General features: G+C 69.2%; 15 protein-coding genes and 3 pseudogenes. 11 read left to right on the plus strand and 7 right to left on the minus strand.

What is annotated here, in order from left to right; genetic code table 11:
- The first annotated feature begins 18 nt into the window (after positions 1 to 18).
- The 10 genes from ABZ904_RS40145 (at position 19) to ABZ904_RS40190 (ending at position 12590) form a co-directional block, all read left to right on the plus strand.
- Positions 19 to 354: a LysM domain-containing protein gene (locus tag ABZ904_RS40145; RefSeq protein WP_359405256.1), complete on the plus strand. Its 336-nt coding sequence runs from the start codon at positions 19 to 21 to the stop codon at positions 352 to 354.
- Positions 347 to 1468, plus strand: coding sequence for a hypothetical protein (locus ABZ904_RS40150; RefSeq protein WP_359405253.1), 1122 nt, complete (start codon positions 347 to 349; stop codon positions 1466 to 1468). The genes ABZ904_RS40145 and ABZ904_RS40150 overlap by 8 nt, the downstream gene beginning before the upstream one ends.
- Positions 1465 to 1995 (plus strand): phage baseplate assembly protein V, encoded by a 531-nt coding sequence (locus ABZ904_RS40155; RefSeq protein ID WP_359405251.1) that lies wholly within the window; start codon positions 1465 to 1467, stop codon positions 1993 to 1995. Before ABZ904_RS40150 ends, ABZ904_RS40155 begins: the two co-directional genes overlap by 4 nt.
- Positions 1996 to 2003: 8 nt before the next feature.
- Positions 2004 to 2342: a hypothetical protein gene (locus tag ABZ904_RS40160; protein ID WP_359405249.1), complete on the plus strand. Its 339-nt coding sequence runs from the start codon at positions 2004 to 2006 to the stop codon at positions 2340 to 2342.
- Between the two features lie 11 nt (positions 2343 to 2353).
- Positions 2354 to 2716 carry a GPW/gp25 family protein gene (locus ABZ904_RS40165; RefSeq protein ID WP_359405246.1) on the plus strand — a complete coding sequence of 121 codons (363 nt, stop codon included), beginning with the start codon at positions 2354 to 2356 and terminating at the stop codon, positions 2714 to 2716.
- On the plus strand, positions 2713 to 5643 hold the full coding sequence (locus ABZ904_RS40170; protein WP_361829061.1) for a putative baseplate assembly protein: 2931 nt from the start codon (positions 2713 to 2715) through the stop codon (positions 5641 to 5643). Before ABZ904_RS40165 ends, ABZ904_RS40170 begins: the two co-directional genes overlap by 4 nt.
- A gap of 786 nt (positions 5644 to 6429) precedes the next feature.
- Positions 6430 to 6624 (plus strand): hypothetical protein, encoded by a 195-nt coding sequence (locus ABZ904_RS40175; protein WP_359405325.1) that lies wholly within the window; start codon positions 6430 to 6432, stop codon positions 6622 to 6624.
- A gap of 902 nt (positions 6625 to 7526) precedes the next feature.
- A complete protein-coding gene (locus ABZ904_RS40180) occupies positions 7527 to 8951 on the plus strand; it encodes a putative baseplate assembly protein (RefSeq protein WP_361829079.1) in 1425 nt (474 codons plus the stop codon).
- On the plus strand, positions 8948 to 11092 hold the full coding sequence (locus ABZ904_RS40185; protein ID WP_361829063.1) for a hypothetical protein: 2145 nt from the start codon (positions 8948 to 8950) through the stop codon (positions 11090 to 11092). The genes ABZ904_RS40180 and ABZ904_RS40185 overlap by 4 nt, the downstream gene beginning before the upstream one ends.
- Before the next feature lie 49 nt (positions 11093 to 11141).
- Positions 11142 to 12590 (plus strand): DUF6519 domain-containing protein, encoded by a 1449-nt coding sequence (locus ABZ904_RS40190; RefSeq protein WP_361829065.1) that lies wholly within the window; start codon positions 11142 to 11144, stop codon positions 12588 to 12590.
- On the opposite strand, the gene ABZ904_RS40195 is transcribed toward ABZ904_RS40190, so the two are convergent.
- From ABZ904_RS40195 to ABZ904_RS40220, 6 genes and pseudogenes are all read right to left on the minus strand, one after another.
- A complete protein-coding gene (locus ABZ904_RS40195; RefSeq protein ID WP_361829067.1) occupies positions 12587 to 13831 on the minus strand; it encodes a DUF4157 domain-containing protein in 1245 nt (414 codons plus the stop codon). The two genes, ABZ904_RS40190 and ABZ904_RS40195, sit on opposite strands and share 4 nt — an antisense overlap.
- Entirely contained in the window at positions 13828 to 14568 is a 741-nt protein-coding gene (locus ABZ904_RS40200) for a BTAD domain-containing putative transcriptional regulator (protein ID WP_361829069.1), read from the minus strand. Before ABZ904_RS40200 ends, ABZ904_RS40195 begins: the two co-directional genes overlap by 4 nt.
- Positions 14569 to 14991: 423 nt before the next feature.
- A pseudogene (locus tag ABZ904_RS40205) lies at positions 14992 to 16084 on the minus strand (integrase core domain-containing protein).
- A 558-nt stretch (positions 16085 to 16642) separates the two neighbouring features.
- Positions 16643 to 18059 (minus strand): annotated as a pseudogene (locus ABZ904_RS40210) (NAD(P)/FAD-dependent oxidoreductase).
- Positions 18056 to 19849 (minus strand): DUF3556 domain-containing protein, encoded by a 1794-nt coding sequence (locus tag ABZ904_RS40215; RefSeq protein ID WP_361829071.1) that lies wholly within the window; start codon positions 19847 to 19849, stop codon positions 18056 to 18058. Before ABZ904_RS40215 ends, ABZ904_RS40210 begins: the two are co-directional and overlap by 4 nt.
- Positions 19850 to 19943: 94 nt before the next feature.
- Positions 19944 to 21386, minus strand: coding sequence for an AMP-binding protein (locus ABZ904_RS40220; RefSeq protein WP_361829073.1), 1443 nt, complete (start codon positions 21384 to 21386; stop codon positions 19944 to 19946).
- A 160-nt stretch (positions 21387 to 21546) separates the two neighbouring features.
- Between ABZ904_RS40220 and ABZ904_RS40225 the strand changes: the two genes are divergently transcribed.
- Complete coding sequence (locus ABZ904_RS40225; protein WP_361829075.1) at positions 21547 to 22794, plus strand: helix-turn-helix domain-containing protein; 1248 nt, start codon at positions 21547 to 21549, stop codon at positions 22792 to 22794.
- Positions 22795 to 22963: 169 nt separating this feature from the next.
- Here the strand turns inward: ABZ904_RS40225 and ABZ904_RS40230 are convergent.
- A pseudogene (locus ABZ904_RS40230) lies at positions 22964 to 23053 on the minus strand (RNA-guided endonuclease TnpB family protein); the annotation flags it as partial.

Below are 23053 nucleotides of genomic sequence, written 5' to 3' on the forward strand. Positions count from 1 at the left end.
GACGCTGAAAGGAAGGCCATGTTCGCCATCACCAGCCGCTACCAGGGACTCCCGACCGCGACCTATCGTCTGCCGGACGGGCGGACGGTGACCTATGTGCGGCGGCGGTTCTTGCCGCAGCCGCAGGACCTCTCGCTGCTTCGCGAGCACGTCGTCGTGGCGGGCGAGCGGCTGGACCGCATCGCGTTCACGGAGCTCGGCGATGCCGAACTGGCGTGGCAGATCGCCGACGCGAACCGCGCGATGGACCCTGACGAACTCGTTGTCACCGGACGGCGGCTGCGGATCACGCTGCCGGCCGCGGCCGGCCCGGGCACCGCATCGCTGCTGTTGCCGGGAGCCGTCCATGGCTAGGAGCATCCAACTGCTGCTGCAGATCGGCAACGTCGTCACCATCCCCGCGCCGCAGCCGCTGATGGACGCGCTGCAGTCCGTGCAGGTGACGTCAAGTGCCGGGTCCCGCAGCGGGTTCCAGCTCACCTTCGCGGTGAGCAAGAAGTCGGTGATCACGCGCACCCTGCTGCCGGCCGGGCTGCTCGACCCGCCCGCGCGCGTGATCATCACGGCGATCGTGGCCGGGTCGATCGAGGTGCTGATGGACGGCGTGATTACCCGGCACGAGCTGAGCCCGAGCGACACGCCTGGTGCGTCGACGCTCACCGTGACCGGTGAGGACCTGACGCTGCTGATGGACCTGCGCACCGAGCATGCCTGCTACCCGGCCATGGCGCACAACGTCAGAGCCAAGCTCGTGCTGCTCAAGTACGCCATGTACGGGGTGATCCCGGCGGCGGTCCCGCCCGTCATTCCCACCATCCCGAATCCGCTCGACCAGATCCCCGTCCAGTCCAGCACCGACCTGGAGTACCTGCGCAGCCTGGGCAAGGAGGTCGGGTACACCTTCTATCTGGTGCCGGGACCGTTGCCGGGCGCAAGCATCGGCTACTGGGGGCCGGAAATCCGTGTCGGCATCCCGCAGCCCGCGCTGACCATCAACTCCGGGGCCGCGGACAACGTCGAGTCGCTGTCGTTCAGCTTCGACGGCCTGTCCCGCACGCAGTACAGGGTACGTATCACCGAACCGAACACGAAGACCGCCATCTCGGTGCCGATCCCCAGCCTGAGTCTGCTGAAACCGCCGCTCGCCGTCCGTCCGGCGATCGCGCTCAAGGAGGAGCCGATCCACAAGCTGACAGATCGTTCGATCACCGACGCGATGCTGCGTGCGGTGAGCGTGACATCGAAGTCAGCGGATGCCGTCACCGGACAAGGAAAACTCGACGTGCTGCGCTACGGCCGGGTGCTCACGTCGCGCGGACTGGTCGGCGTCCACGGTGCGGGGCCGGCGTACGACGGCCTCTACTACGTCAACAGCGTCACGCACGACATCAAGCGCGGCGAATACACCCAGAGCTTCAGTCTGGCCAGGGACGGTTTCATCCCCTTCCCCGATCAGGTGGCCCCATGACGACACCGAACGCCAATCAGCAGCCCGACTTCCGGGACCTCTACCGGGGTGTCGTCGTGTCGAACTTCGACCCCATGCAACAGAACCGGATCATGGTCCGGGTCGACGACGTGCTCGGCGACGACCCATGCATCTGGGCAACCCCGCAATACGCGACGGCCGGCATGCATGTCGTGCCGTCCGTGCAGTCCGGTGTGTGGATCAAATTCGAGGACGGCGACGTCAACCGGGCCGTGTGGACCGGGTTCTGGCGTGGCGGCACCGTCGAGCAGCCGCCGGTCGCCACGATGGTCCCGCCCGAGGTGCCGCAGGTCGTGCTCAGCACACCCGCGGGGAACTACCTGCTGCTTGCCGACGCCACCGAGCCGACCGGAGGCATCCGGCTGCAGCTCCACGGGCAGGCCGGGCCGTACATCAAGCTGAGCGAGGCGGGCATCGAGCTGTCCTGCGGCCCGGGGCTGGCCAGCATCCGCCTCGCCGGCACGTCGGTGATCATCAACAACGGCACCTTCGTCGTGCCGAAATAGGGGGAGAGATGCCCGGCCTTGCTGCCCACACCGGAATGATCATGACCTGCCCGCACGGTGGCATCGCGACGATCCTGCCGGCCGGCCCCCCCGGCGCGCTGGTCAACGGACTGCCGGTGGCAACCACGGCAAACCGGATCGTGGTCGCCGGCTGCGTCGCGCAGCCGCCGTGCGCGACAGTGCAATGGGCCAATGTGTCATCGGTACTGATCAACGGCAGGCCGATGCTGACCCAGGCACCGCCACCCACCCCGCCCCCGGTGCCCGGCGGCGGGGTGTGCGTCGGCTCGGCCACACCCGGACCGCCGCTGGTCGCGACGATGCAGCTGTTGGTCACCGGACTGTGAGGGGGGACGCCATGGACATCGACTTCCCCTTCCACATCGACTCGCGTGGCCGCACCGCGGACGCGGACTACCCGGACCACGTACGGGAGATGATCGAGCAACTGCTGTTCACGACGCCCGGCGAACGGGTGAACCGGCCCGACTTCGGCTGCGGTCTGCTCGACCTGGTCTTCGAGCCCAACAGCGTGGAACTCGCCGCCGCGCTTCAGGTGTCGGCCGAAGGCGCCCTGCAGCGCTGGCTCGGCGACGTGATCGTGGTCGACTCGTTCCAGGTCACGGCCGAGGAGAGCACGCTCCGCATCGAGCTGCGGTACCTGATCATCGCCACCGGCGAGGTGCGCACCGACGTCATCGAGGGGAGCGTGACGCGATGACCTGCGCCGACGAACGGCGCAGGGCCAAGGTGCGCGCCGGCGGATTCAACGGCATCGACAGCGTCGATGTCTGCGACGGCGACCAGGGCGATGAGCTGATTGTCATTTTCTTCGGCAAAGCGCCGGAAGGATTGGCACCGGCGAACTTCCGCATCGACGGGGGCCACCAGATCACAGGGATCGTGGTCCAGGAAGTGCGCCGGTATGCCGACGAGGACCGCCAGTTGGAGGACCGGCTGGTGCTCAAGGTCGACCGGCAGGGCGACCTGTCGACCTACCGGCTGAGCGTCGTGCAAGCCGATCCGCATGGCAGGCCGGGCACCGAACCGTACCCGGGATTCGACCCCCGCTACGCGAGCGCGGCATTCACCTTCCGGCCGGAATGCGCCGACCTGGACTGCGCCACGGACTGTTGTTCCTCCCCAGGGGACTGCCCACCGGATACTGCTCCGGCGCCGGAGATCGACTACCTGGCAAAGGATTACGAGAGCTTCCGCCAGCTGCTGCTCGACCGGCTCAGCCTCACCATGCCGGCCTGGACCGAACGGCACGTGCCCGACATCGGCATCACCCTGGTGGAGCTCCTTGCCTACGAGGGCGACCGGCTCACCTACCGCCAGGACGCAGTGGCCACCGAGGCATACCTCGACACGGCACGGCGACGGGTGTCGGTCCGCCGCCACGCCCGGCTGGTCGACTACGCGATGCACGACGGGTGCGCCGCGCGAGCATGGGTCTGTCTGGAGACCGACGAGGACCTGACACTGCCCGCCGGCGACTTCCGTTTCGCCACGCTGGCCGCCACCGTGCTGCCCGGCCTGGGCGCCGCCCTGCTCGCCACCGACCTCGACCGCCGCAACCTCCCGCCCTATCAGGTGTTCGAGCCGGTGCACGACGAGGACGTCGCGCTGTACCGCGACCACAACGTGATCCACCTGTGGACCTGGGGCGACGCCGAATGCTGCTTGCCGGCAGGCACGACGTCGGCCACCCTCGTCGACAGCGCCCCGAACACCGACACCATCGCCGACCAGCAGGGCAATCAGCAGCGGCGGATCTTGCGACTGCGCCCGGGCGATGTGCTGGTGTTCGAGGAGATTCTCGGTGCGAAGACCGGCGCGGCGGCCGACGCCGACCACACGCACCGGCAGGCGGTCCGGCTTATCTCGGTCACCAAGGACGTCGACCGGCTGTACGACCAGCCGGTCCTGCGGGTCAGCTGGGCGCGCGAGGACGCGCTGACGTTCCCGCTGTGCGTCAGCAGCAAGGGCGGTCCACAGTGCACCGACCTCGAAGTCGGTGTCGCCCGGGGCAATGTCGTGCTGGTCGAGCACGGCCGGGGTATCGACTGGTGCCACCAGCTGCCCGAGACCATCAACGTTCCCCTTGTGCCACCGGGCGAACCCGGCTGCCCGGAGCCGGTGTGCTTCGGCTGCCCCGACGACAACCCGGCGGGCGGACGGCCGTCGTACCCGCCGCTGCCGATCCGCTTCTCCCCTTCGCTGCGACTGTCGCCGGTGACCCAGAGTGTGCCGTTCCCGTCGGACGCCACCGTCGCCGCCGCGCAGGCCAAGCGGCTGCTCGGCCTGCCGGAACGGGCCCGGCGCAGGCTCACCGCGATCTGGCGGCGGCTGCTCCCGCCGCAGAACCAGCTCACACCCGCCGACCGTGCCTACCTGGTCACGCTGTTCGGCGAGGCCGTCCTGCAGCGCGTCCAGGTCGACCAGCAGCCGAGGCAGGTGCTGCGCACGCTGCTCGCGCGGTTCGACGAGCTCCTGGCGGCGAAACTCGCGCGGTGGGCCGAGCTGGTCTGCCGGGCGCGGGCCGGATACGTGTTGCGGTTCGACGCCGAGGGCTGGGAAATCGGCCAGAGTTGGGGCGAATACGAGCGCGACCGGTTGCGCGAGACCGACCCGGTGTTCCGAGGACCGGCGGTTACCGCAACCACCCAGGACCCACGGGCCGCGCTGCCGGACGTCCGGGTCACCGACCAGTACGGCCACGGCTGGCGACCACGTCGTGACCTGCTCGACAGCGGCCCCGCCGATCGTGACTTCGTCGGCGAGGTCGATGACGACGGCGTGCTGCAGCTGCGCTTCGGCGACGGCCGCAACGGCGCCGAGTTTCCGCTCGCTGACGCGCCGGGCCGGCAGTGCGCCGTGCGTTACCGGGTCGGCAACGGCACGCCCGGCAACGTCGGCGCGGAGGCGATCAGCCGGATCGTGTTCTGCTCGACCCACCAGCACGGCATCCGCCTGGTGCGCAACCCGTTGCCCGCCACCGGTGGCGTCGATCCCGAACCCGTCGACGACGTCCGCCAGCTCGCCCCGATCGAGATGACCAACCAGCTGCTGCGGGCGGTCACCGCGGACGACTACGCCACCGTCGCCGGCCGCACACCAGGGGTGCGGCGGGCCGCGGCGGACCTGCGCTGGACCGGCAGTTGGTACGAGGCACAGGTGGCGATCGAGGCGTTCGGCACCGAGGTGGCCCCCGATTGGCTGCTGGACTCGGTTCGGGAATCGCTGTTCCGGTATCGCCGGATCGGCCACGACCTCGCCGAGTTCAGCGCAACCCTGGTGCCGCTCGATGTCGCCCTGCATGTCCAGGTCGACCCCGATTACGTTGCCGCGCATGTGAAAGCCGCGCTGCTGGCGGTGTTCGCCGGACTGTTCGCGCCGGACGTTCTGACCTTCGGCACGCCGATCCGGGTGAGCCGGCTCGTCGCCGCTGCGGTCTCGGCGCCCGGCGTGCGGCACGCCGAGGTCACCCGACTGGCCCGGCTGTTCCCCGGCCCTGGCACTCCCGGCGACGCCCTGACCACCGGCGTCCTGCCGATCGGCCCGCTCGAAGTCGGCCAGTTGGACAACGACCCGGCCCGGCCGGAGAACGGCCGGCTCACGCTCAGCCTGGAGGGTGGCCGATGAGCTGCCGATGCGGCCGCTGCCGCAGTATCGAAGCCGTCACACCGGTACCGGTGTTCAACCGGCCGGGTCTGCCGGCCCTGAGCTACCGGGCGGGCACCTATGCGACGTTCCGCGAGTCGATGCTGGCCCGGCTGTCGAGCCGCCGGGCACTCGACACACTCACCACGCGCGAGCCGGACGACCCGGCAATCGCCTTGCTCGACTGCTGGGCAGTGGTGGGCGACGTCCTGACCTTCTACCAGGAGCGGATCGCCAACGAGGGGTACCTGCGCACCGCGACCGAACCGGAGTCGATCGACCAACTGGGCAGGCTCGCGGGCTATCTACCCCGGCCGGCGCTGGCGTCGAGCGCCTACCTCGCGTACACGCTCGACCCCGGCGCACGCAGTCTCATCCCGGCCGGGTCGGGCGCGAAGAGCCAATCGGCGAACGGCCAGTTGCCGCAGACATTCGAAACGAACGAGGACCTGGTCGCCCGCGAGGAGTGGAACACCCTCGCGGTCCGTCTCACCGACCCTCCGAACATCACCGCCGGGAACGTCGACGCTGCGCTGGTGAACCTCGCCGTGGGCGGCACCACCGCGAACCTCAGAAAGGGCGACCGGCTGCTGTTCGAGTTCGCGCCCATCGGACTCGGGCCGAATGTGCATGTCCGGACCGTCGATGAGGCCACCGTGGACTTCACCGCCGACAGGACCGACGTGACACTGGTGTCGTCCACGACCCCGCTCGATGCCTTCACCACCGCGGTCACCCGCCTCGCGACCGCGGTGAACGACGCGAGGGGTGTCCCGGTCGCGCAGAAGGACCCGACCGCGGCACGCATCGTCACCGACGTCCTCAACCCGCTGGCGGCCCTTCTGGACCCCACGCCGGCCCCGGCCGACGCGCTGGGCCGCGTCGCCTGGTACCTCCAGCGGCTGCCGGAAGCCGCTGCTCTGGGCGCCCGGGGCGCGAGCTGTGCGCTTGCCGCCTGGCTGAGCGTCGAACTCGAAGCGGTGGCGAACGCCGGCAGGACGCTGACCGGCCTGGCGGCGCAGCTGGCCCGCCGCAGCACCCCCGAGATGGCTCTGCTGCGCTCCCTCGCCGAGTCCCTGAACTGCGAGGACCGCGCAAAGCGGGAGTGCCCGGATCCATACGGGGCGACCGGGCTGGTCGGACTGACGCCCGTCGTACCGGCGCTGCGCCGCGGTCCATCCCGCCCGCCGCGCAACGCGCGCGCCCTCGACACACCCGCGCGGCAGTTGTTCGTGCCGGACTCGGATGTGCACCCCCGGCTGCTCGCCGCCGCCGACCCTCGCCTGGCACCGGTGTACGACGCCTGGCGGCGCGAGCGGATCGCCGACCCACCGCCGCTGTCCGGGCTGACCGTCATGCGGGTCCGGGCGACCATCGCGGACGTGAGGCCACCCCGCGGGAACACACCGACGCCCGCTCCGGTACCGGCCGCGACCGACAACGTGCCGGACCAGATCCTGCTCGACGCGGTCTACGACGCGATCCTGCCGGGCAAGCCGGTGATCGTCGGAACGGCCGACGGCACGCACTCGGTGGTGCTCTTCCCCGACCGCGTCATGCAGACACGGCTCGACATCACCGACCCCAAGGACTCCACCAAGAAGATCGCCGAGACAACGGTGACGATGCTGGAGTTCCGGACCTCGCTCAATGCCTCGCCAGGGCTGCTGGAGCGTGGCACGCCGGTGTGGGCGCAGGGTGAATCCCTCACTCCGGTCGGCGATCCGGTCCTCGATGACGTCGGGCAGGCGTCGATCGACCTCGCGAAGTGCTACGACGGCCTCAAACCCGGCCGCTGGGTGATCGTGTCGGGCGAACGCACCGATGTGCCGTACACCAGTGGCGTCCACGCGGTGGAACTCGCCATGATCGCGGGCGTCAGCCAACGCCTCGACCGCACCGTCGACGGCCGGCCGGTGTTGCAGAACGGACAGGGGCCGCAGACCCGGCTGCTGTTGGCCAATGAACTCGCCTACACCTACAAGCGGTCCACGGTGAAGATCTACGGCAACGTCGTCGCGGCCACCCAGGGCGAAACCCGCAGCGACATCCTCGGCAACGGCGACGCCGGCCGGCCGAACCAGGTGTTCGGGCTGCACCTGGTCGCCGACATGGCTCCGCTGACCTGGACCGCAGCCGACAATCCGCTCGGTGCGCGCAATTCGCTGACCACACGGGTCAACGGTGTCGCGTGGCACCAGACCGTCGCACTCGCGTTGTCCGGACCGAACGACCACGCGTACGTGCTGCGCTCCGGCCCCGGCAACGGCCCGGGCGGGACAAGCGGCGGAGAGTCCGTCGCGTTCGGCGACGGCGTGCACGGCGCGCGCCTGCCATCGGGCAACCAGAACGTCACCGCGAGCTACCGCACCGGCGCCGGCGCATCCGGAAACATCGCGGTCGACAAGATCAACCAGCTTGCCGCACGCCCGCTCGGGGTGAGCGGGGTGACCAACCCGCTGCCGGCCACCGGCGGCGCGGACGGAGACGGACCTGACGACGCGCGTACCGTCATCCCGCTGCGGCTGCGCGCGCTCGACCGACTGGTGTCCGTCCAGGACTACGAGGACTTCACCCGAGCCAGGGCCGGCATCGGCAAGGCGAGCGCGGTGAAGCTCTTCGACGGGACCCGCGAGGTCGTGCATGTGACCGTGGCAGCGGTCGGTGATACCCCGATCGACCCACTCTCCGACCTGTTCACCATGCTCGAACCGTCCCTTGTGGACTTCGGTGACGCCGGGGTGCCGGTTCGGGTGGCCGCAAGGGAGCTGCGGCTGATCGTGCTCGACGCCGAGATCAAGGTGTTGCCGGACCATTCGTGGGACCTCGTCGAGCCGGCTGTTCGTGCCGCGTTGGCCGCCGAGTTCGGCTTCGCCGCGCGCACCCTCGGCCGGCCCGCGTATCTCAGCGAGGCCATCGCGACGATGCAGAGCGTCGAGGGCGTGGACTACGTCGACGTACGCGTCTTCGGCGACGTGCCGGGGGACATCACGCCGATCCGGCTTGCCCGGCTGGCCGCCGAGTTGACCATGGCGAAACCGTGCGTCCCGTCGCTCCCGGCCCACTTCGAGCACAGCGAATACGAGGTCGCGTCCGGCGACACGCTCACCACGGTGACCCAGCGGTTCGGACTGCACCTCGATGAGCTCGCCGCACTGAACCCGCGGCTGAACACCACGACGCTGGAGCCCCGACAGCTTCTCACCGTGTACCACGGCGTTCGCCCTGCTCAGCTCGCGGTGCTCCCGTACGACGTGCCGGAAGCACTCACCCTGCGGAGGATTCCGTGACACCCGACCGCATGTACGACCTGCTGCCGGCCGTTGTCCGACGTCGCGACGCGGAGCAGGGCCTTGCGCTGCGCGCGCTGCTCGGTGTGGTGCAGGAGCAGGCAGATGTGATCGAGGCCGACATCGAGCAGCTCTACGACGACTGGTTCATCGAGACCTGTCAGAGCTGGGTCGCGCCGTACCTCGGCGACCTGGTCGGCTACCGCGTCCTGCCCGGTTCCGCCGAGGCCCTGTCCGGGAAGACCGAAGCGGCCGGGCGGCTGCTGACCGCGATCGCCGGGCGGCGCGATGTCGCGCACACCAGCGCCAACCGACGCCGCAAGGGCACGCTGGCACTGCTGGAAGAGCTGGCCGAGGACGTCGCCGCGTGGCCCGGGCGCGCGGTGGAGTTCCGTGCGCTGCTCGGCGTCACCCAGTCCGTGCGGCTGTACGGCCGTGACCCGCACGCCGATCGCCGCCGGCTCACCCGAGGCCGCACCGTGGACCTGCACGCCGTCGACGCGCTCGACCGGGTCGACGGCCCGTTCGACCCCCTCGCGCACACCGTCAACGTCCGGCGCATCAACTCGGCCCGGAGGCAGGGCCGTTACAACATCCCCGAGGTGGGCCTGTTCCTGTGGCGGCTGCGGGCATATCCGGTCACTCACGCGCCGGCCCACTGCGACGACCGCGCCCGCACGCACTTCACCTTCAGCGTGCTCGGCAACAGCGCGCCGCTGATCGCAAAACCGGTCGAGGAACCCTCACCGACACACCTCGCGGACGAGAGCAACGTCCCCGCGTTCATCCGCCGCCTCGCCTTCGCCGAACGGACCGCGCAGTTCTACGGGCCGGGCAAGAGCATGTGCGTCTACGTCGGCAACGAACCGGTGCCGCTGAACCGCGTCGTGCCGGCGGATCTGACCGGCTGGCGCCATCAGCCCAAGAACCACCAGGTCGCGATCGACCCTGTGCTCGGCCGGATCGCCTTCCCCCCGCGGCAAGCGCCGACCGACGGCGTGTGGGTGGACTACCACTACGGCTTCAGCGCGGACATGGGCGGCGGTGAGTATGTCCGGCCGCTGGAGCTCAAGCGCCCCAAGGGGTTCTACACGGTCGGCCAAGCCGAGGAGAACGACTTCACCGAGATCGGCGCAGCTGTTCGGCAGTGGCGGGCGGACAAGACGTCCGACCCCAGCAAACGCGAGGCCGTCATCGAGATCACCGACGCCGGCGACTACCTCGAGAAGCTCACCATCGAGCTGGACCCCGACGACCGGCTGACCCTCCGTGCCGCGCAGGGCAAGCGCCCGGTCCTGCGGATCCTGGACTGGTACAGCAACCGCCCGGACGGCCTGCAGGTCGTCGGCCCGCAACCGGACGCCGCCGGGCAAGCGGGCACGCCACCGAGGATCGAGTTCGACGGGCTGCTGGTCTGCGGTCGCGGCCTGCGGGTCTCCGGCAACGTCGGACAGGTCGTGGTGCGGCACTGCACGCTGGTGCCCGGCTGGTCACTCGACCAGGAGTGCCATTCCGAGCACGAGGAGGAGGCCAGCATCGAACTCGCCGACACGCCGGCCTGCCTCCAGGTCGAGCAGAGCATCATCGGCTCGATCCTGGTCAACGTGGACGAGGTGCACTCCGAACCGAACCCGATCTGGCTGTCCGACAGTGTTCTCGATGCCGCCGGGAAGGGGCTGGCCGCGTTGTCCGCACCGCACGAACGACGGGCCCACGCGGTCTTCAACGCCCGCCGCACGACCGTCCTCGGCAAGGTACTCACCCAAGCCGTCGGCCTGGTGGAGAATTCCATCGTGGACGGTTGCCTCCAGGTGGAGCGCCGCCAGTCCGGCTGCGTGCGGTTCTGCTGGCTCGGCCCGGGTTCGCGTACACCCCGCCGGTACCACTGTCTGCCCCCCGCCCCGCCGCCGGGCCAACCGCAGCGGGTGGTGCCGAGGTTCACCGGCACCCAATACGGCATGCCGGGATACGCGCAGCTCGCGGTGGACTGCCCGGACGAGATCCGGCGCGGCGCCGAGGACGGCTCGGAACTGGGCGCGTTCCACGACCTGTTCCAACCCCAGCGTGAAGACAACCTGACGGCCCGGCTCGGCGAGTACGTGCCGGCCGGATGCGACGTCGGCATCGTGATCGTGACCTAGCCGGAACGACCGTCGGAAGCAGATCGTCCAAGGGGAACCGGAGGGAATCATGCAAGGCGACTTCTCGCGGACGACGTTCGATCCGCGCAAGCACTATTCGGCGGTGCTCGCCCAGCAGGGCCGAGTGCAGCTCGACGCCGACTTCAACGAGCAGGCCGCCATCCTGCTGCACCAGCTGCGCACCATGGTCTTCGACCTGTTCGGGTCTGCGGCGGCGCCGGCCTCCGGTGGTGGCTTCGTGGTCACAACCGTCAACGGTAAGAAACCACAGGCGGATCTGAGGATCTCGGCGGGGCACATGTACGTCGACGGCATCCTCGTGGAGAACGAGGCCGACGTCACCTACTGGACCCAGCCGGACCTTCGTCTGGACATCAACGACAGCAACGACGAACTGCCGCAGGACAAGCCGTTCGTGGTGTATCTGCGGGTGCGGGAACGGCTGATCACCGCTCTGCAGGATCCGGCCATCCGCGAGGTCGCGCTCGGCGACCCCGGCCCGGACACCGCGGCCCGGGCGAAGACCGTCTGGCAGGTGGCCGCGCTCGCGGTGAACGCGAGCAGCACAAGGGCCGCAATGAAGGAATTCCCCACCACACTGCGCTCCTTCCAGCCGACCGGGCAGATGAGGGCGCGCGCCAAGCAGCCGTCCGCTGCCTCGGGCGACCAATGCCACCTGCCGCCGGACAGCCAGTTCCGTGGACCGGAGAACCAGCTCTACCGGATCGAGGTGCACACCGGCGGCCCGGCCTGGCCGGCAGACACCGCCCACGCGCCCGCGGGACACGCCGTCGGTGACGCACTCGAGGGCGCCACGTTCAAGTGGTCCAGGGAGAACGCATCGGTGGTGTTCCCGATCGTGTCACTCACCGGTGCGGTGGCCAAGGTCACCACTCTCGGCCGCGACGGGAAGCTCGGTCTCGAGGTCGGCGACCGAGTCGAGATCGTCGACGACACGATCGCCGGACGGGTGGCCGACGACGTCGTGCTGACCGAACCGCCCAGGCCGGCCCCTCGGCTGCGGCACGTGGTCGCGATCGACGCCGTGGACCTGCTGGTCACCCTCAACCAGCAGGACGGCGACGAGGACTGCGGGCTCGGCGCTCATCCATTCCTGCGCCGTTGGGACCACCAGCCCCTGGACAGCACGCAGGCGAGCACCACACCGGCCGCCCCGGCGGCCTCGGTTCAGGCTCCGCCGGCCCTCGCGAACGACGGTGCGCTTCCGTTGGTGGAGGGCACGTGGCTGGACATCGAGGACGGTGTGCAGGTGTGGTTCCAGGCCGGGCAGTCGGAGAAAGGCACGTACCGGCGCGGCGACTACTGGCTCGTCCCGGCTCGCACCGCGACCGGCGACGTCCTTTGGCCACAGGGCATGGACGGCCCGGTGCCCGTCGGCCCCGACGGCGTGCAGTATCACTACGCCCTGCTCGCCTACGTCTCCGGCGACAACGTCGATGCGTCACCGCTCAAGACGTTCCGCCCACTGGCCGGTTAGAGGCCCGGGAACCGGACTTCCAGCAGCGGTTTCCCGGAGGACAGGTCACGGGACGGATCACGAAGGGCGTCCTGGCCCGGGGTACGCATCACTTCCGAGGCGCGAAGCATCAGGGTCTCGTGCTCTGGCACCGGGAGCGCCGCCCGCAACTGGGCCAGCACACGCTCGTGCAGCGGCAACTCCGTGCCGATCTCGGCGCTGCGCTCGGCGGCCGACAGCTGCACCGGGAAGCCGTCGGGTCCCTGGTGGTTGGAGCTGTACCAGCCTGTGACGCCGCCCGCGAGGGCGATCGCGGCCTTGTCGCGGCCCATCGCGAAGTAGTTCTCCACGATGCTCGCCTGCTGTTCCGGGGTGAAGTCGAAAAACGACGACCTGGAGGTCAGCTCGTACGCGTAGGCAAAGTTGCGGTTGCCCCGGACCGCGCCTGCGATCTGGGTCTGGAGCGAGTGGGAGATGTAGCTCGTGCCGCCGTGCTGGTACTGCCACACGTGGGTCAGCTCGTGGATGAGCGTCTGCGCCATGTAGGCGTCATCGGCGGTGAAGCCTCTCGGTACCCGCACGTTGTTCCCCACCGTGCGGTACTCGAGCACGTCCGTGGGGATGAGTCGGACCCGGTCCAGGTCGATGCTCGCACCGAAAACGCCGGTGGCCATCGCTAGTTCGGCCGCGCCGAGCGTGCGGCCGGTCACACCGCCCAGGACGTCACTCACCTGGGTGAGCACTTCCTCGGCGACCGGCGAACGGACGCTCACCGGGCCGGGCTCGCGGTGCTGGCGCCGCACCACACCCGGGCTGCCGTCCCGCGTGAACGCGGCCGACCGCGCGCCGCCCGCCACGGCATCGGCCTGGCGCTCACACGCGTCACCGGGTTCGCCGATGCGCAACTCGGCGTCCGGGCCGACCGCGATCTGGCCCTGCTGCGCCACATGGGCAAGTTCGTGAGCGAGCAGTCGCCGCCCTTGGACCTGGTCGGGCTGGTAACGACCCTGCGCGAACACCACATCCCGGCCGACCGTGTAGGCGAGCGCATCGACGGCGTCCGCTGAGGCCGCCGCCGTCGCGTCGACATGGACCCGCACCCGGCTGAAGTCACAGCCGAACTGCGCCTCCAGGTCCGCGCGGGCGTCCGGTTCCAGCGGGCGCCCCGGCGAAGCGAGGACGTCGCGCACCAAGGCGGCCAGCCGTGTCCGCACACCGCCCCGGGGGACCGTGCTGCGCGAGCGGCGAACATACTCGATCATGACCCCACTCCTCCCGCCAGCCAGTACCGCGGCGATCCGCCCGTTCCGGACACCGGTTCGACGGCCGCATCCAGCAACCGCCGCATCCCGGGCGACGGGTTCACGCCGAGTTCGCGACGCAGCAGGATCCGGTACGCGTGATAGGTGTAGATGGCCTCGCTGTAGTTGCCCTCCGCCAGGTGGATCTCAAGGAGCAACCGGTACGGGCTCTCCCGCAGCGGCTCAGCCCGCAGCGCGACGAGTACCGCCTCCAGAGCGCCTGCGAAATCGCCGGCCCGCAGATCTCGCAGCGCCAGTTTCTCCAGTGTGTGCAGGTAGAGCTGGCGAAGCCGTTCCCGATCCAGCAGCACCCAGTCGTCGTACCAGCCCGGCAGTAACTCCTGAAGTCCGTCGCTGCGCAGCACATCATGGGCCTCGGCGTCACTGTCCTGGACGCTGCGCAGAAGATCGTCGACGTCGACGCTCACCGACTCGTGCAGCCGCAACATTTCGCCATCCACAGCGAGCACCGCCACATCGAACTGGTGCAGCCGCCACAGCGCGGTCCGTAACCGGCCGAACGCCTTGGGTTCGTCGGACTCCGGCCACAGCGTGCCCGCCACGAGCGGGCGAGTGGCCTGCCGCCGCAGCGCCACGAATGCGAGCAACCGCTGCAGAGTCTTCGTCACATGAACCGGTTTCGAGCCGCAGTCGAGTGCGAACCCGTCGAGCAGCCTCAGTCGAGCGACATCGCTCACAGCCTGCCTCCCGCCATGTCCCCAGATCCCGGTCCCCCGCCAGAGAACCTGGCGCTACTCCCAATATGAAACCAAAAGGGCAGCCCGGAAAAGGCCGCGTCGGCCTACTTACGTAAACGGATTTCGCAGCCGATCATGTCCCGGTTACCTCAAAAACACCACAAGTAGCCATAAACACCACTTGATTGACCGGCGAGGCTGCGCGATCTTGGGTGGTTAATTTCAACTGCCGTGCGTTGAAGCTGAGTTGGCAGGTGTCGAGGTGGCTGGCGGAGTCGGTCGTGGGTCTGCCCGTGCGCCAGGGGTGGCAGCGCGACGAGCAGGCGGTGGACCATGAGCGCTGGTGATCACTCGTGGGTCTTCTCGGATCGGAGCGTGTCGTGTCGGTGCAGCTGCGAGTGCCGAGAACTACATCCGCGCAGATCAAGCGGCGTGTGCGTACTCGTGGAGGAGGCCGCCGAGTCGGTCACGTCGATGGACGTCTAGCCGGTCGAGTCGGGCGGGATCGGTGATCGGTTCGGGAACTGGCCCCAGGGGCGCAGCGCTGTGCAGGGTGCGGTGAGGCCGATGCTGATTGTAGAAGGCTTCGAACTCGCCGAGCGTGGGGCAGGTGGGCCTGGTTCCAGATCAAGGTCCAATCGAGGAGTTCGTGCCTGCAGGTCTGCACCCAGCGTTCCGTGATCGAGTTCATGCGGGGAACACGGATGCCGGTGGTGACGATCTCGATGCCCTCGGCCTCGAAGACGGCGTCGAACGCGCGGGTGAACTTGCTGTCGCGGTCCCTGATCAGGTGTCGAACGGTAGCGCCGGCGTCCTGGAGGTCCATCACGACGTTCCTCGCGGCCTGGGTGACCCAGTCCGCGGTCGGGTGGGCGGTCACGCCGAGGATGCGGATGCGGCGGTTGGCGTGCTCGATGACGGCGAAGACGTACACGCTCGCGCCGTTCAGGGTAGTGACGGTGAAGAAGTCGCAGGCCAGGATTGCATGGGCCTGGCCGCGGAGGAACGCGGCCCAGGTCTGGCGGTCGCGTTCGGGAGCAGGCTCGATTCCGTGCGCTCGCAGGATCTCCCACACCGTAGAGGCTGCAACCTTGATGCCGAGGACGGCCAGTTCGCCGTGGATCCGTCTGTAGCCCCACCCACTGTTCTCGCGGGCCAGGCGCAGCACGAGCGCCTGAATGCTGCGCCGGGTCGGCGGTCTACCCGGCCGCTTCGTGCGACCAGACGTCTCGGCGTGGCGACGACGCATCAGGTCACGGTGTCACCTCAGGACCGTGGCCGGGGAGACGATCAGGTGCAACTTCCGCAGCTTGGCCCTCGGGAGCCGGTGCAGCAGCGCCGCCAGGAGGGCACGGTCCGCCTGCGTGACCCGCGGCCTGTCGATCTGCCGCTGCAGGACCGCCAGCTGGTGTCGCAGCGTCAATATTTCGATGTCCTTGTCCACATCGCTCATCGGCAGCAGCCGTATCAGGGCGAACACGCTTGACGCAGCGAGGTAGGGCAGTCGCAGCAGCACGATCAACCAGCCTGACACGCCCACCCGGCGATCAATGGCCTTTCGCGAGAACCCGCAGCTCACAGGCCATGGATGAGGTTTTCGGCACCCGCAGGGGTTCTCGCAGGCCAGGCGAAGGATGAGGGCGGTGAGCTCCTCGGAGATCGGCGGCCGGCCGGTCCGCGCAGGTTTCTGTCTCCACTTCCAGCGGAGCAGTCGGCGGTGCCAGGCAAGCAGGGTGCCGGGGGTGACCAAGCGATGCCTGCGCAGGCGGGACGGCAGGTGCCGGGCGAGGGCTGCGAGCATGGCGCGGTCCGGCCAGGCAAGGCGCGGCCGGGCGCCGAGCCGTCGGCGCAGCACCGCGTTCTCGTGGCGCAGCGCGAGCAGCTCGACGTCCTTGGCCTCTTGCGAGCGTGACAGCAGCAGGAGCAGTCCAAGGAGCCGGAGGAGGGCCAGGTAGATCATTCGCAGCGCCATGCAGCCCGAGCCTGCCATGATCGCCTGGAGCTGGAAAGTGCCTGACCAGAGGCTGTACGTGACTTCTGGCACCCTACAGGGTTCGGGATGCGGTGTGGTGCGTCACCCCCGCAGGTGGCGCAGAGCTCGGGCTGCGGCCTGAGCGCCGCACATGCCGTGGGCGCCGGGGCCGGGCGGGGTGGCCGCCGAGCACAGGTAGTGACCGGGGATTCCGGTGTCGTAGGGCTGGAGGGTGAGTCGTGGTCCGGCGATCAGCTGAGGGATGTCCTTGGCGCCGGTCATGATGTTGCCGCCGACGTAGTTCGGGTTGTATGCGGCGAATCCGGTCGTGGTACGGACGGCGGTGCCGATGATCCGGTCCCGGAATCCCGGGGCGAACCGCTCGATCTGGGCGGTGATCGCCTCGGTGGCGTCGCCGGAGTAGCCGTTCGGGACGTGGGCGTACGTCCACACCGGGTGCACGTCTCCCACCGACCGCGACGGGTCGGCCAGATACTGCTGCCCGACCAGGACGAACGGCCGCTCGGGCATCCGCCCGGTGTGGATCTCGCGCTCGGTGGCGGCGATCTCGGCGAACGTGCCGCCGAGATGCACCGTGCCGGCCCGTCGCGCCGCTTCGGCGGTCCACGGGACCCCGCCCGCGACCGCGAAGTCGACCTTGAACGCCCCCGGGCCGTACCGGAATCGACGGTAGGCCCGCACGACGCGCGGCGGCAGCAGGTCGCCCAGGATGTCCGCCAGGGCCGTGGGTGACACGTCCCAGACGGTCACGTCCGTGGCCGGCAGGTCCGCAACCGACCGCACCCGCATGCCGATTTCGATCTTTCCGCCGAGGTCGGCCAGCAGCGCCGCCATCGCCTCCGTGATCCGGCGCGATCCCCCCCTCCACGACCGCCCAGCCGTGCCGGTGCCCGGCCGTGAGGATGCCGAGCCCGATGCTCGCGCTGAGCGGACGGTCCAGGGGATGGAAGGCGTGCGCGGCGACCCCGCCCCACAGGGCCCTGGCCTCCTCGGTCGCGAACATCCTCGCCAGCAACGACGCGGGGGCCAATGCGGGGATACCGAAGCGGGCCAGGCGTACGGGGTGGCGCGGGATGCGCAGCAGCGGACCGAGGATGTCGTCGCTCAGGGTGTCGTACGACGATGACGGGCCCTCGAACAGCCGCCGCCAGCGCCGGCCGTCGGCGCCGAGACCCGCGGAGGTCTCGGCGACCGAGCGGTGCAGCACCCCGGCACTGCCGCCGTCGAGCGGGTGGACGCAGTCGATCTCCGGCAGCGCCCACGTCAACCCGTAGCGCTCCAGGCCGAGTTCCTGCAGGAACGGCGACCCGACGGCCATCGGGTGGACGGCAGAGCAGTGGTCGTGCAGCAGTCCGGGCAGGATCGCCTCGCCGGAGCGAGTGCCGCCGCCGATCGCGTCGGCCGCCTCTACCACCGTCACCTGTACGCCCGCCCTGGCCAGTGCGACGGCGGCGGCGAGGCCGTTGGGGCCGGAGCCGACCACGACCGCTGTGCTCATGACGTCCTGCTCTCCGCCTTCTCATGCGGCTCGTGTGCGCGGGTCCAGGTGACGTCGAGCGGAATCGGGCCGTTGGGCAGCCACGGCTGCTCCTTGACCGCGTCGGAGACCTTCCAGCTTCCTCGCTCGATCACCCCGAGCGCGGCGTCGATCACCTGGTAGCGCTGCATCCCGCGGTGGATGGGCTGCGACTCCACCCATACGACGATCCACTCACCGGGGGCGAACCCGACCCGCGCCTGCACGGCGTTGATGAGGTCGAGGCCGTGCAGATGGCCGTCGCCGAAGTTGAACCCGATCAGCGAGTTGCACCCGAACTCTGCCTCCCGCACGGTGCGTTGGTCGATGTCGGGAAGGTTCTTCAGCAGCACCGAGAACAGGCCGCGGCCCTGGCTGTGCATCGACCGCCAGGCGATCGTCTGCTGCATGGTGATCTCGGCGATCGCCTGCGGGTAGCCCAACGCCTGGAGCTGGTCGACCTGGTTCTTCGTCGGGCGGTGCGGCAGCGAGTTCAGCTTCTCTTCTGCGCCCGGCGCGAAGACCCACAGCGCGGAGGCCCAGTTGCCCGCGTACTGCCGCATCGAGGGCAGGAACGACACCAGGTCCGGGCGCAGGTTCCCGAGGACGGGGAAGAACGCCAGTGCGGCGGTGATCCCGGCGGCCAGCCAGGGCGAGGACATGTCGCCGATGCCGTAACCGTCCCAGGCGGGGAAGCCGAGGAACAGGAAGATCGAGAGGTGGCCGAAGAGCACGTTCCACTCCAGGGGCACCGCCAGCGGGAACGTCGAGGTGATGAACAGGTGGAAGACGACCATCAACACCACGCCGGCGAGCGTGAGCCAGCGGTTCGTCGAGAACAGCAGCACCACCGGGGTGACGATCTCGACCGTCGAGCCGCCGACGTGCGCCATGAAGGTCGCGACCTTCGACGGGCGGATGTCGCGCGGGAAGTCCCGGTAGTGCAGCCGCTTGATCCGCTTCGACGGAAGGCACGGGCTGTTGGAGACCATCGGTGAGACGACGTTGGTGAAGTGCAGCCCGAACTTCGATACCCCCGCGCCGATCCAGACCACGCAGATCAGCAGCTTTGCCGCGAGGATCATGTCGGTGAAGGGCAGGACGGCGAAGAACACCAGCGCGGGCAGGTACTGCTCGCCACGGGCGGCCAGGAAGACCGTCTTGTCCCGCAGCCCGTTGAGCACGTACAGGACGATCGGCGCAACCAGCAGGGCCGGGCGCACTAGCCCAGAGGTGTTGTCCGGCAGCGCCTCGGTCAGCGACGCGGTCGGCCCGCCGGGCAGTACGACCGCCAGCAGCAGGCACAGCAGGAAGGCCAGGTAGAGCAGTACGTCGCCCACCGTGCGACGGTCCCCGTCGGTGAACGGCACCCGCTTCCACGGCCTCAGCCGAATGGTGCCCGGCCGCGCCCAGAACAGGATCCCGCCGGTCATCGGCTTGAACTTGCCGGCGATCGGGCCCCACGACCCGGCCACCCCGAGCGTCTCGAGGAAGACCGTCCACAGCACCAGTTTCTGGTAGACGACCGGCTCGTTCCACCAGTGGGTGACGTCCCAGAACGGTCCGACCCCCGAGATCCAGGTCGCCAGGGCGGTCCCCGCGAGGACATAGAGGAGGAGGACCTTGACCACGTAGGTCGTCGGAATCATCTTCGGCGAGCCGAAGCCGTACTCCACCCAGTGCAGAGCGAGCACCCTCAGGCGCTCCCGAAGCGGCTTCTCCAGGAATTCCTCCTGCTCCACGGGCGGAAAGTCACCTGTTTTGAACCCCATTGTTCAGGCCTTTCTTTGAGGCGTTTTTCGAGCGCACCCAACCGCACCCGAAAATGGTTCGGGTGAGTAATTCGCGTCAGTTCCGAAAAACGACTTACGAGCGAAGGCGCCGCTTGTCGATCTTCCCCACCGGATTCCTCGGCAGTGCATCGGTGACGAATACCGTCACCGGCACCTTGATCCGGGCCAGCGAGCCACGGCAGTGCTCGATGAGTTCGTCCGCGGCGACCGCCGCACCGGGCAGCGGTACGACGTGCGCTACGGGAACCTCGCCGAGGACCGGATCGGAGGCGCCGACCACCGCCGCCTCCAGGACCGCCGGGTGGGTGTGCAGGACGTTCTCGATCTCCTTGGGGTAAATGTTCTCCCCGCCTCGGATGATCATGTCCTTGATCCGGTCGACCAGGACGAGATAGCCGTCCGCGTCAAAGCGCCCGACGTCGCCGGTGTGCAGCCAGCCGTCGACGACGGTCCTGGCCGTCTCGTCCGGCAGTCCGAGGTAGCCGCGCATGACGTTCGGGCCCCGAACCACCACCTCGCCCGCCGACCCGTCGTCGAGCAGGTTGCCCTCGCCGTCCATCACGGCGACGGTCTGACCAGGCAGCGGGAGCCCGACCGTGCCGGGCTTGCGCGGCCCGCCGGGCGGGTTGAGCGTCGAAGCGCAGGTGCCCTCGGACAGGCCGTAACCCTCGACGATCGGCACACCGAAGCGGTTCTCGAACCGGGCGATCAGCTCGGCGGGCATCGGCGCGGCTCCACAGATCACCCGGCGCAGGGACGAGGTGTCCGGCCGTATCTCGTCGGGCAGCGCCACCAGCATCGCGTAGATCGCCGGCACCGCTGAGAAGTAGGTCGGCCGGACGAATTCCACCAAGTCGAAGAACGTGGACGTGCTGAACCGGCCCGCGACCGTCGCCCGCCCTCCCGCCAACAGCGGCGACAGCACGCTCACCACGATCCCGTTGACGTGGAACAACGGCAGGACCAGCAGGCTGTGGTCGGTCTCGTCCAGGCCGATACCGTCGATGATCATCCGGCACATGGCGGCGACGTTGGCGTGGTCGAGCATCACGCCCTTCGGGCGCCCGGTGGTACCGCTCGTGTAGATGATCAGGGCGAGGGAGTCGGATGCGACGGCCCCGACGGCCGGGTCCTCAGCCGCAAGTGGTGCGTCCGTCACGGCGGCCACGTCCAGCGTCCCGACGACACGGGCACCGTCGTCGGTGATCACCACCTTCGCCGCACAATCCTCGACCTGGTGACGTGCCTCCGCATCGGTGAGCCCGGGATTCACCGGTGTGACCGCGGCACCCAACCGCCATGCCGCGAACATGATCACAACGAGGTCCAGGCGATTCGGCAGAATCACCGCGACCACATCCCCAGCACCTATTCCACGAGCGCACAGCACAGCCGCCGCGTTCCGGACCCGCGCCAGGAAATCCTGATTGTTCAGTCGCTGGTGGTCGTCGGCGATGCAGAGGCCCGTGGGATTCCGGGCGGCTCGGACATCCGGCAATTCGGAGATGTGCAGCACGTTTCCTCACCATTGAGTCGCACCGAGACGAAGGCAGTGAGGAAAAAGGTAGGGAGGGCACATCCGGGCGGCCATGGGCTTGCGTCCCAGTACGGCCCCGCCGTTTTGTGCCGCCGTCACAAAGGGATCACACGGTCGCCGCGCCGGGTACCGTCCCGGTATGAGCGCCCACGCCGACCAGGTCGTACGCGATGCCGCCAAGGGCATCCAGGCCGATCTGGAGCACCTGACCGGGGAGATGACCTCGATGTTCATCGACGCCATCCCCGAGTTCCGCCACGACGATGCCGTACGACGGCTGATGGTCGCCAGCACCTCCTCGAACCTAGCGGCCATCGTCGACATACTGGCGCTGAACATCTCCCTCGACGACATCACCGTGCCGCCGGCCGCGGCCGAGTACGCCCGCCGCTTCGCCCAGCACGACCTGTCCCTGGAGGCGCTGCTGCGGGCCTACCGCCTGGGCGAGCACATGTTCGTGCAGTGGGCCATGACCGCCCTTCGGCGCCTCGACCTGGCCACGGACGAGGCGCTGGCGGCCACCAGCCGGATCGCGCTCCTGACGAACAGCTACATCGACCAGGTCATCGCGCGTCTCATCGACATCTACGAGAACGAGCGCAGACGTTGGGACGCCCGCACCGACGCGACCCGCGCCGCTCAGGTCCGGGCCGTGCTGGACACCGAGGGACTCGACCTCGCCTCGGCCGAGAAAATGCTGTCAACGTCGCTGCGCGGGTGGCACCTCGCCGCCATCATCTGGACCGGGCCCGGACCGGCCGCCCATGTCTCGGCCCAGCTCCGCACGGGCGCGACGCTGCTCGCGGCGGCCACCGGCAAAACACCACTGACGGTCTCCGCCGACGAGCAGACGTCCTGGGCGTGGATCTCCTCCACCGGCAAGCCGGACCTCGACGCCTACCGGCTCGAACGGCTCGAACGCGGACTCCGCGAACACCCGGCGCTCCGCATCGCCATCGGTGAACCGTCGTCCGGACTGCACGGCTTCCGCCAGACGTTCCGTGACGCCCAACGCGCCCGCGACGTCGCCGCCACCTCAGCCGACATCGACCGCGTGCTCGTCCTCCACTCTCAGGTCGCACTGGCCGGCCTCCTCGTCGACCACCTCACCGATGTCAGAGCATGGGCCGAACGCGTCCTCGGCGACCTCATGCGCGCCGACGAGGCCACGGTCCGCCTGCGCGAGACCGTGCAGGCATTCCTCGACGCGCGAGGCAGCTTCACCGACGCCGCCGCACGCCTGCATGTCCACAAGAACACCGTCCACTACCGTGTGCGCAAGGCCGAGGAGATACTCGGCCACCCACTCACCGAGAACCGCCTGGACATCGAGGTGGCCCTGCTGGTCTGCGCCCAGCTGGGGCTCAGGTACACGGAAGACACGTAACCGCACGACACCGCAGCGAGGTCTCCGCATCTGCGGGGCCCTGGACGAACAGCTTTCCCCCTGCCCCTGCCTCTACTTCGACGCCACCTACGTCAAGGCCCGCTTGAAGGCTCCCCTCCCTGGAGGGAGGGGATTCTCCACCCTCCAGGGCTGCGTGGGGATGTACGGCTCAGGCCGCCTCTTGGTCCAGCGGACCAGGAGGTCTTACGCCCTCGGCACCGTCCGGGTTCCAACCTGCCCGGACCAGCATCACGCGGGC

Source organism: Streptomyces sp. NPDC046900 (assembly GCF_040644975.1).
Lineage (GTDB): Bacteria > Actinomycetota > Actinomycetes > Streptomycetales > Streptomycetaceae > Streptomyces.